The 9,577-nt window shown below is 69.1% G+C and carries 7 protein-coding genes, 5 tRNA genes and 2 pseudogenes; 4 read left to right on the top strand and 10 right to left on the bottom strand.

Translation table 11 applies throughout. The features are described 5' to 3' along the window. Positions 1-642 (bottom strand): thiamine pyrophosphate-binding protein (locus ABD908_RS24985; RefSeq protein WP_345001166.1); only part of this gene is annotated, 642 nt, incomplete at its 3' end. 174 nt (positions 643-816) lie between these two features. Further along, positions 817-892, bottom strand: a tRNA-Gly gene (locus ABD908_RS24980). Between the two features lie 374 nt (positions 893-1,266). Here ABD908_RS24980 and ABD908_RS24975 point away from each other — a divergent pair. Together ABD908_RS24975 and ABD908_RS24970 are read left to right on the top strand one after the other, a co-directional pair. Further along, positions 1,267-2,067: a chymotrypsin family serine protease gene (locus tag ABD908_RS24975; RefSeq protein WP_345001162.1), complete on the top strand. Its 801-nt coding sequence runs from the start codon at positions 1,267-1,269 to the stop codon at positions 2,065-2,067. A gap of 154 nt (positions 2,068-2,221) precedes the next feature. Next, positions 2,222-4,615: a GGDEF domain-containing protein gene (locus ABD908_RS24970; protein ID WP_345001160.1), complete on the top strand. Its 2,394-nt coding sequence runs from the start codon at positions 2,222-2,224 to the stop codon at positions 4,613-4,615. A gap of 124 nt (positions 4,616-4,739) precedes the next feature. Here ABD908_RS24970 and ABD908_RS24965 read toward each other — a convergent pair. The 3 genes from ABD908_RS24965 to ABD908_RS24955 form a co-directional block, all read right to left on the bottom strand. Then, positions 4,740-4,814: transfer RNA gene (locus tag ABD908_RS24965), tRNA-Val, on the bottom strand. A 47-nt stretch (positions 4,815-4,861) separates the two neighbouring features. Then, positions 4,862-4,935: transfer RNA gene (locus ABD908_RS24960), tRNA-Cys, on the bottom strand. Positions 4,936-4,952: 17 nt separating this feature from the next. Beyond that, positions 4,953-5,025: transfer RNA gene (locus ABD908_RS24955), tRNA-Gly, on the bottom strand. A 296-nt stretch (positions 5,026-5,321) separates the two neighbouring features. Here ABD908_RS24955 and ABD908_RS24950 point away from each other — a divergent pair. Together ABD908_RS24950 and ABD908_RS24945 are read left to right on the top strand one after the other, a co-directional pair. Then, positions 5,322-5,396 (top strand) — tRNA-Val (locus ABD908_RS24950). A 317-nt stretch (positions 5,397-5,713) separates the two neighbouring features. Then, positions 5,714-5,986 carry a helix-turn-helix domain-containing protein gene (locus ABD908_RS24945; protein ID WP_345001158.1) on the top strand — a complete coding sequence of 91 codons (273 nt, stop codon included), beginning with the start codon at positions 5,714-5,716 and terminating at the stop codon, positions 5,984-5,986. Between the two features lie 620 nt (positions 5,987-6,606). Here ABD908_RS24945 and ABD908_RS24940 read toward each other — a convergent pair. The 5 genes and pseudogenes from ABD908_RS24940 to ABD908_RS24920 all read right to left on the bottom strand — a co-directional run. Next, positions 6,607-7,485 (bottom strand): DUF6578 domain-containing protein, encoded by an 879-nt coding sequence (locus ABD908_RS24940; protein ID WP_345001156.1) that lies wholly within the window; start codon positions 7,483-7,485, stop codon positions 6,607-6,609. A gap of 336 nt (positions 7,486-7,821) precedes the next feature. Continuing rightward, the gene (locus tag ABD908_RS24935; RefSeq protein ID WP_345001168.1) at positions 7,822-8,391 is read right to left on the bottom strand and encodes a VOC family protein; all 570 of its coding nucleotides are present in this window, start codon (positions 8,389-8,391) and stop codon (positions 7,822-7,824) included. Then, positions 8,391-8,648 (bottom strand): hypothetical protein, encoded by a 258-nt coding sequence (locus ABD908_RS24930; RefSeq protein WP_345001170.1) that lies wholly within the window; start codon positions 8,646-8,648, stop codon positions 8,391-8,393. Before ABD908_RS24930 ends, ABD908_RS24935 begins: the two co-directional genes overlap by 1 nt. Positions 8,649-8,946: 298 nt before the next feature. After that, positions 8,947-9,117, bottom strand: a pseudogene (locus ABD908_RS24925) (AAA family ATPase); the annotation flags it as partial. A 74-nt stretch (positions 9,118-9,191) separates the two neighbouring features. After that, positions 9,192-9,577, bottom strand: a pseudogene (locus ABD908_RS24920) (hypothetical protein); the annotation flags it as partial.

The raw sequence follows: 9,577 nt of genomic DNA, 5'->3' as shown, positions 1-9,577 counted from the left end.
CGCCCCGGCGAGGAACGCCCCGCGCCCCGCCAGCAGCAGCGGGCGCCGCGCCCCAGCCAACGCCGCGGCGATCCGGTCGATCGTCGCGGCCGTGAAATCACCTGCGGGGGAGACCGGTTCGGAAAGACGAGGCCCGGGGACGGGCGCGACCGGCCCGGCGTCGACGGTGGCGACGTCGTACGGGACCGCCAGCACGACGGGCACGCGGTACGCGAGGGCGTGCTCGAGTGCGATGACGACGGTGGCAGCCGCGTCGGTGCGGCCCACGGTGTAGGTGCGGGCGCCGACGGCGGCGGCGAGCGCGATCTGGTCGACGTCCCACGGGCGCGGGCCGGGGGTGGGTTCGTCGCCGACCAACATGATCAGCGGCACGTGCGCCTGCACCGATTCGGCGAGCGCTGTCAGCGCGTTGGTGAATCCTGCGCCGTATGTCGTTGTGGCGGCGGCGATCCGATTGCTCGCACGGAAGTGGGCGTCGGCGGCCACCACGGCGCCCGCCTCGTGGCGCACGGCGGTGTACCCGGTGTCCGTGTGCCGGGCGAGCGCGTCGAGGAGATAGGCGTTGCCGTTACCCATCACGCCGAAGACGTGGTCGACGTGGGCGGCGAGGGTCAGGGCGATATGAGTGGACACGGAGGGCATGGCTGTGCCTTTGCTGACAGGCGTCTGCTTGACTGGCGTCGTTGCACGAGACGGGAACGGACTGCGGCCGTATGTGTCTCGCGCCGATGCGCTTCGTGCCCCTTTTCCGAGCACCGGCCGGAGGCCGGACGGCAACCACTATAGGTGGTGATCCGGTTGCCGCGCCAGGGGTTGTGGAGCGGATGACGGGATTCGAACCCGCGACCCTCACCTTGGCAAGGTGATGCGCTACCAACTGCGCTACATCCGCGTGCGACCGGACCGCCTTGTGGGCTACGTCCGACGCGAGAAGAAACGTTATTCGATGACCTGCGTCGTCTCCAAATCGCCTGGTGGAAGCGGCGATCGGACGTGCGCTCGGTCACATCCTGCGAACGGCGGGTCGGGGATGCCGGGGCGCCGGGGTAGCCGTCAGCGGGCGCACGCCAGTCGCGCGGTCGGATCACCGGCGAGGCGGCGCAACTCCTCAATCAGTCGTTCGAACGCCTTATCCACATCGGTAAACACTACACACGTTGTTCGCGATTGTAAATCTAGTGTTGTGCTGGACCGCAGGATCGCCAGGTAACCTCCGCCAGGTAGTCGGCCGCGGCGGTGCGGCCGTTCGCGAGAGATCGGGGACCGATGAGGTGGACAGCACTCCCTGTACTGGTCGTCGGCGTGCTCGCGCTGGCCGCGGGATGCGGCGAGCCCGCCACCGTCGTTCCGGCGCACCCCCGCGACTTCATCTCCCTGCCCGACTCCGACGGTGGCGACCCGGTCGCCTTCCGGTGGTCGTCGAACGGGGCGGTCGGCCCCGGTCTGACCATCGCCGACGCGGCGCAACCGGGGGAGAACGACTGCACCATCGGATGGCCGGTCGTCTCGTCGTCGGGGCGACGCGGTTACCTCAGTGCCGGGCACTGCGCGGGTGGCCTGGGCCGGGACACGTGGGTGTACACCGACGGTGACCGGCGCGGGCGTGTCCTCCTCGGCCCGTACGTCGAGCACGAGGACGACACGCTGGCGGACGGCACGATGTTCGATGCGGCGGCGGCGTTCCTGCCGGGGACGCGACGGTCGGTGCGCTGGGGCACCGCCATCGGCGTGGGGCACCCGATCGCGGGAACGCTGACCCCGCAGGAGGTGTCGGGACTGGCACCGGGGACGCCGCTGTGCATGCTCGGGGCGCGATCGGGGATCACGTGCGGCCCCCTCATGCACGCAGACGACCGCTACCTGGAGTGGGGAGGGTACGCGGTGACCGGTGATTCGGGGTCTGCGGTGTTCGCCGTGAACCCCGACGAGAGCGTGTGCGCGGTCGGGATCCTGCACGATGGTCCCACGGACCGCGACAACACCATCGCGTACGTGGAGCCGGCCCTGCGGAAGTGGCATCTGACCCTGCCGCGCGAGACGGGTCCGGTGAGCGGCGACCGCTGCTGACGTGCCTGATCATCGGGTGTGCGGTGGGAGTCGAGAGTGCATTATAAGAACAACATGATGTGTATGCGTGCAAGGTCGGTGCGCCGGCGGGATCGAGGACTCGAAGCCGGTCGTCTGTCGAAACGGGATCCGATGACGGTATTACCGTGACCCCGTGGAGAGCGATCCCGCGTGGGGGCGGACGGACGCCGACGTGCGTGCACGTCCTCTAGGGCGACACGTCACCCTGCGGCGACGCGAGCTGGGCCGTGAGTTCGCGGTGGCGTTCGATCGCGAGGGGCGGGGCCTGCGTTCGGAGCTGTGGATCGTGATGCTGGTGGGGGTGGGTGCCGTCCTGGTCTTCCACGCCTTCCTGCTCGACGTGCCCGGCGCGTTGCTGCCGTGGACTCCGCTCCTGCTGATCGGGATCGGAATCCCGGTGGTGCTCCGTTGGTTGAGCGGCTCGCAGAGTCCGCTGCGGCGTTGGTCGGCGGCGTTGTTCATAGCCGCCGCATACCTCGATGTCGCGTGCATGATGACGGTTCGGATCGTCTGTCTCGAACACGGAATGGACGTGCTGCCGGTCATCGTCCCGGTGTGCATCCTGATGAGTCTGATCGTCGCGCAGATCCGGTTCGTCCTGCTGGCACCGGCCATCCTTCTGGGCCTACTCGCGATCATGATCGCCGAACTGACCCTGCTCTCGGTGACGAGCGGTTCGTTGTTCGATCTGATGGCTGCAGTCGGGATCGTCTGCGTGTCCCTGGCGTCGGCGTACGAGTTGGAGAACAGCAGTCGCGCCGCGTGGCACCGTCAAGGCGAGTTGGACGAACTCACCCGGTCGGACAGCCTCACCGGACTTCCCAACCGCCGGCATCTGGCGCAGACGTTGTCCGACGTGGTCGAGTCGTCCGCCGGACGGGGATCCGTCGTGGTGGCGATCTTCGATGTCGACCAGTTCAAGGTGTTCAACGACGAGCTGGGGCACCCGGCAGGCGACGAGTGCCTGAGAGCGATCGGCGCCCTCCTTCGGGAGCGAGTCGACCCCGCGCACGAGTTCGCGGCCCGCTACGCGGGCGAGGAGTTCGCCATCGTATGGCGTGATGTGGAACCGGAGTCCGCGCGTGCCCGAGCGGACCGTCTGCGCCGATCCGTCGGCGAATTGAATATCGCGAGGCCGGAAGGTGCAGGAGTGCTCACCGTCTCCGCCGGTACCGCCGAGTTGCGCGTACCGGCGGGGGTGGCTCCTGAGCATTCGTCGTGGTTGATCCACGCTCTGGTCGACCGCGCCGATCGGGCCCTCTACAGCGCCAAAGAGTCGGGGCGGGACAGGATCGTGCACGATCGCACCGTGATCAGTGCCGTCGATCAGGACGTTCCGGCGGCGACACACGCTCGATCGGCGACCGATGCCTTCGTCGAGCCGCAACTGCGCGCCACTGCGCTGGGATTGCGCTTCCGGCACCCCAAGGACGAGGCGCGGTTCCGCGCGACGTTCGAGGAGCAGGGGCGCCGTACCAGACGCTTCATCATGGTCGGCTTCTTGACCGTGGTCGCCGTGCTCGTGATCTTCCCCGAGCTGCTTCTCCGACTACCTCGGTCGGCGGCGGACTTCGGCCGTTGGGTCGACGCGATCGGGTTCGTACCCGCCGCGGTACTGGCATTGATCGGCGCATCGTGGCATCGCCTGCGGACCTGGTCTGCGCCGATCTACATCGGTGCCGTGACCGTTATTCTGACCGCTCAGATGTTTGAGCGAGTGGTTCAGACCCCGAAGGGGTTCGACGTGGTCCCGTTCCTGATGCCGGTGTCGGTGTTGCTCAGCCTGTGCGTCGTCCGCATCGTGTACAGCCTCTTGATGCCCTCGATGGTGGTACTCGTGGCGGCCGTCATCACGTGTGAGGTGGCGACCGCGCCGATGACGGGAAACGAGGTGCTGACGATATCCACCTCGACACTGGTGGCGTTCGTCGCCGTACGCTTCGCCTACCGACTCGAGAAGTCCCGTCGTCTGGACTGGAGTCGGTCGATCCAGCTCGAGGCTTTGAGCCTGACCGACCCGCTGACCCGGATGGCGAACCGCCGTTCGTTCATCAGCACACTGCGTGACGAGCTGGCCGCCGGCCGCGGGCCCGCACTACTGCTGCTCGACGTCGACCGCTTCAAGGACTACAACGACCGGTTCGGTCACCTTGCGGGGGACGACTGCCTCCGCACCGCCGGTAGTCAGGTGCGACGCGCAGCCGACGCGTGCGACGGCTTCGCCGCCCGGCTCGGCGGCGAGGAGTTCGCGGTGATCCTCCCGGGAGGTGCCGGTGTCGCCGACGTCGCCGAGGCCGTTCGCGCCGCAGTCACAGGCTCGCGTCCCGATGCCGGTGGGGCGGCGTCCGGGATCACCGCATCGGCAGGACTCGCGGCGTGGCCTGCCGACACCCCGGTCGCCGATCCCGACGCCGCCACCAGACGGCTGATGGAACGTGCGGACCGGGCTCTCTACGAAGCCAAACGTAACGGGCGCGCCAGGCTGGTGTCCTTCGTGGTCGACTCGTCGAAGAAGTCGTCCGAGTGATGCGCCGACCTGCTGCGGGCGATTCGACTTCCGCGGTTTCGGCCGTGCTGGCGACTATGCGGAGTGACCTCCTGAAATGCGGTCGGGCCGGGTCCGAAGACCCGGCCCGACCTGCTGTTTCGTATGGTGCGCGATACTGGGATTGAACCAGTGACCTCTTCCGTGTCAGGGAAGCGCTCTCCCACTGAGCTAATCGCGCCTGGAGCTGTGGGCACACTCAGCCGCTCGGCAAGCGGCTGAGTGAGGTGGAGGCGGCGACGGGAATCGAACCCGTGTGCACGGCTTTGCAGGCCGTTGCCTCACCACTCGGCCACACCGCCACGGTAAGCCCACTCCGAGCGGATGACGGGATTCGAACCCGCGACCCTCACCTTGGCAAGGTGATGCGCTACCAACTGCGCTACATCCGCATCGCTCCGATCCGGGCCTCTCGGCGCCTTCCCGGTGCGAGAGAGAACAGTACGTGAACTTCTCGTCGATTGACAAATCAGCTGGTCAGGCTGGTGTTTGACTGATCTGCGGACGCGCGGGCGCAGTCGGCCGGTGTCGGTTGCGCGTGTTGTCGGGTCGGTCGGATCCACAATGCCGACGGTGCCGGGCCGCGGTCAGGACGGGTCCGCAAAGGCCCGCGCCCGGATTTTTGCTCCGCTGATGGGCCGTGCTAGTGTTTCCGCTCGTCCGGAGAACGAGTTCGGACACGAGTTTCGGTCCTATGGCTCAGTGGAAGAGCGTCCCCTTCACACGGGGAAGGTCGCTGGTTCGATCCCAGCTAGGACCACCACAAAACCGCCTGGTCACAGGCGGTTTTCTTCGTTTCGGGGGTTGTGCGTGCGCTACACGTGCGCTAGCCGATCCTGGTCGGGTCCGTTGCTGCCCGGCTGCGACACGCCGAAGCTCATCCCGCGCTCACGGTGGCTACACCTGTCCACGCCTGGCATTCTCGACACCGAGCCGCGAGTCCGAGCGCGGCGCGACTCCCTCCGGGGAGCCTCACAGGCACGTGCCGGCACCCGCTGGACATGTCGCCCGACCCTCGCCTCGGAGGGGGCTGTCGGGGACGCCCCAGCATCACGACTGTGATGCCGAGGAGCCGTCCCCATGTCCACACCCTTCACCCGCCGTCCCGCCAGCAGCCACCGCATGAGTTGGCGTACCCCTTCCGCGCTCGTGCCGCCGTCGATCGCCGGCATCCCGGCTCAGGCGGTGTCTGTGTCCGTCGCGGCCGCCATGCTCGGCGTCTCCAACCGCACCATCCGCCGCATGGTCGACTCCGGCGACCTGCCCGCCCGCAAACTCCCGACCGGTGCCATCTCCATCCGTGTCGCCGACCTGGATGCGCTGGGGGAGCCGATCGGCCCACGCCGCGGGTGACCTGTCGCGAACAGTCCTGGAACCGTCCTGGTTCCGGGACTGTTCTGCATCCGCGGCCGCGCGCCGACTCCACCCGGCCTCATCTGTGCAGCGTCCCGTACCGCGCCATCCCGCCTCATCCGTGCATGCAGGCGTAACGCTACGGCTTCCCACACATGATCCGCTCCCGTGTCCGGTCTGCGGCGCCGCCATCGCCGGTGACCACGCCCCCGGTGTCCGGGCGGAGGTTCCTGTCCGCCGCGGCCGCGCGCTGTCCTACCGGCATCAGGCGGTGTGCTCGCAGTGCGCCGAGCAGAGTCTGCTTCGGATCAGGAGGGACCGGGTCGACGTGGACCCGCTGCCGTACGTCATCGACGAGTGCGCCGGCTGCGGGATGTCGGTCGCGGTGCGGCGGGATCAGCGGCGGACGCGGCACACGTGCAGCGATCGGTGCCGGTTCGCCAGCATGGGGAGACGTGTGCAGGTGACTGTAACGGTGCGCGCGGGGTGCGGTGCGGAGATGGGTGGGTCGGCCGGACCGGCGGTACTGCAGCCCGGCGTGCAGGCAGAGGGCGTACCGGGCGCGGGTGGCGGCGAAGTAACCGGTCGCGCCCGGTGGGAGACCGCGACGGCCCGACTGCTCAGGAGGTTTGCGGGTTGCGGGGCGTGTCCGCGGCGGTGTGAGGTTGTTCGATCTCAAGCGTCACGAGCAGGTTCGGTAGCGGCGGGTCGGGTTCGGTGATCGGCGTGTACGCGACCCAGCCGGTTGGCATCTCGTCCCCGAACGGGATCACCACCCGCACCTGTCCGCGGACGACGTCGGTGCATTCGGAGAGGTTGCCGCGCTTGTCGAGGCGCGGGTCGGCGAGATCGACCGTGAGCGATTCGCCGATTCGGGGTCTCGTGGGGCCGAACGCGTAGAGCGGCCCGGCCAGCCGGAGTATCCGATGTTTCCGTTCGGCCGCGGCGGCGCGTGCCGCGCGGTCCCGGGCGACCACCTCGTGTGAGGGCTCGGTGATCGTGATGTCGCGTAGCCCGACGATCACCCCGTCGATTTCCGGCTCCGTCGATGACCGCGGGTTGGGCGGCCAGACGGTGGCCGTCGGGACCGTGCTCAGCGTCTGGGTGTCCGGCACGATCTCGCGTACCCGACGGCCGTCCGGCCCGGTGCGCACCGTGTATCGGACGTTGTACTCGTGGATGTCGGCGATCTCCGCTTCGATGCTCACCAGGGCGAGGTCGTCCGAGTGCCACGACAGGTGCAGCAGATCGGGGACTGTGGAGTCATCGTCGTCCTGCCTGCCGGGTGGAGTCGACGCGGCGAACCCCCGCCACCGGACGAGCCCCAGCTCGGGGACCGGTGTCCCGCCGCGCGGTGTCGGGAAGGCGGTCAGCCCGGGCACCCGGTACAGCTGCACGGAGCCGGCGATGCGGGCTCCCACCTCGGGGGCGCTGCGGCAGCACTGGTACTCCCAGCAGTCCACGTATACGTACACGAGGTCACGATCGGTTGCATTCACGTTCGGCACCGGGCGGTCGGCGGACACGGCGCGACGGCCGCGGGCCCGGTGTACCCCACGGCAAGCGTAGCCGCTGTCTCCCAGGCCGCCGAGGGCCGTTTCCCAGGACAGTGTGAGTCGGCGACGGTCCACGGGCCCCGTTGCCGCGACCGTCTACCAAGACGATGTCCGCCGGGATCCGCTCGCATCGCGGTCCGTGCGCAGCCCGAGCGCGTAGGACCAGGTGTGCCTTGCCGCATGTACGGAATCGTCGCGGAGGTTCACCCGACACCTGTCGCGCATCGGGGCGTGCCTCCGGAGTTCAGCTCGGTCACAGAAATCGACGTAGGTACGGGTTCAACCCGCACCTTCGATCACCACCCGGTTCCCATCCGGATCGATCGCGAGCCCCGTCCGCGTCACAGTGAACCGCGCGTCCCGCAACCTCTCGATCGCCTCGGCCGGGTCGGGCAGCCGCACCCGGCTCGGCGGCATGCCGGGCGGGACCGGGTAGAGCTCCAGGACGGTGCCGCCGGCGAACGTTGCGGAGAAGTGCACGGGACCGGCGGCGTGCTGCTCCTTGATAAGGGGCAGGCCGAGCGTCTTGTAGAAGTCGCGGGAGGCTTCGAGGTCGGCGACGTAGAGCACGAGCAGGTTGATGCCGACTTCCGGCGCCTGCTCCCCGCGCATTACCAACGCGGTGACGGGCTCCGTCGGCAGCGGGGGCAGCTCGCCCGGCTCGACCGGCAGGTACTCGTTCGGCGGGCGGGCGATGGTGCGCTCCCCGAGCACGGCCTCGTGGCAGCGGTAGAGCACGCGGTGGACCGGTCCGTCGAAGCTGCCGACCATGACGGGGCGGTCGGCCGGCCACTCGGCGAGCAGTTCGCGGAGGGCGCAGACAGTGAGGAAGGGGTTCGGTTCGGTCATCAGATCACCTCCGGCTCGACGGGTACCAGCACGACGCCCCACTCTCCGTCGCCGATGTCCTGCACCTCGACGCGGTGGATGCGTGCCACCAGCCCGTCGAACAGGCTGATCCGCACGGGAGTCTCCGGCGGGAGCGCGGCGAGCTGCACCGCAAGCGCGCCGAGCCGATCGGGTCCGCTGCGCTGGACGATGATGGTGACGGTGATGCGGGTGGCGTACCCGTCGGGGTCGGGCGACGCGGAGACGATCCGGGTCACAGGTACGCTCCTGCGCCTGACAGCGCCCGCCGCGCACTTCGGCGAGCAGGCCGGTGGTGGTGACTGCGCTGTCACCGGCCGCGGCGAGGACAGCGAGGCGGACGATCTCGCGGAGATCGGAGCCGGACGTCTCGGAGGGCAGCGCACCGGCCACCGCAGCGCAGTCCACCTCTGTCCCGCCGGGCAGTCCGGACACCAGAGCGGCGAGGATCGCCGCTGCGGCGTCGCGGTCCGGGAAGCCGACCTCCACGATGCTGTCGAAGCGGCCGGTCCGCACGGTCGCGCGGTCGAGCGTCGCGGCATCGTTGGTGGAGGCGAGGGTGAGGATCCTTGCGTCGGTGGCGATGTCCATGGCCTGCAGCAGTTCCGACAGTCCGCTGCTGCCGCGGGCGCGGTCTCGGCACCAGAGGTCCGCATCCTCCAGGATCAAGAGGACGGGTCCGCCGAGCTTCTGTGCCTGCTCGACCACGGCGGTGAGCAGCTCGGCGCCGGCCTATGCCTCGACGTAGATCACGGTGAACTCGCCGAGCACCTCGCCGGCGATCACCGCGCTGACTGCGCTCTTGCCGGTTCCGGGAGGTCCGACGAGCAGCACGCCGCGGCGGGTGCCGAGTCCGTGGGCGTTGAGCAGCTGGTGGCGGTCGCGTACTGCGGTGACGCCCAGGTCGACTTCGGCCCAGACCTGCCGCCGATCACGGCGTCCCGCGTGATCGGCGGCAGGTCGATCACGGTGAGGGCCAGCCCGCCGCGGAAGAACGTGGCGCGGACCGCGCGCCCGCGGTAGGGGTTGAGTTCGTCGGCGCGGGTGAACAGACGGTCCAGCAGGTCGCGGGCCGAGTGCCGATGTTCGGGCGTGGTGTACGCCGTGACCTCGGCGTCGGAGAGCGTGCTGTCCCGCGCCTCGATGCCGAGCACCACGCCCGCCCCGG

The organism is Tsukamurella soli, from assembly GCF_039541155.1.
In the GTDB taxonomy this organism is placed as follows: Bacteria; Actinomycetota; Actinomycetes; order Mycobacteriales; family Mycobacteriaceae; genus Tsukamurella; species Tsukamurella soli.
The sequence above is the reverse complement of the archived record's forward strand: the minus strand, read 5'-3'. Positions and strand labels throughout refer to the sequence as shown.

What these genes read in the sequence shown, in the direction of transcription:
- ABD908_RS24975 (WP_345001162.1), top strand. Translation starts at nt 1,267, where the DNA reads ATGAGGTGGACAGCACTCCCTGTACTGGTCGTCGGCGTGCTCGCGCTG.
- ABD908_RS24945 (WP_345001158.1), top strand. Translation starts at nt 5,714, where the DNA reads ATGTCCACACCCTTCACCCGCCGTCCCGCCAGCAGCCACCGCATGAGT.
- ABD908_RS24935 (WP_345001168.1), bottom strand. Translation starts at nt 8,391, where the DNA reads ATGACCGAACCGAACCCCTTCCTCACTGTCTGCGCCCTCCGCGAACTG.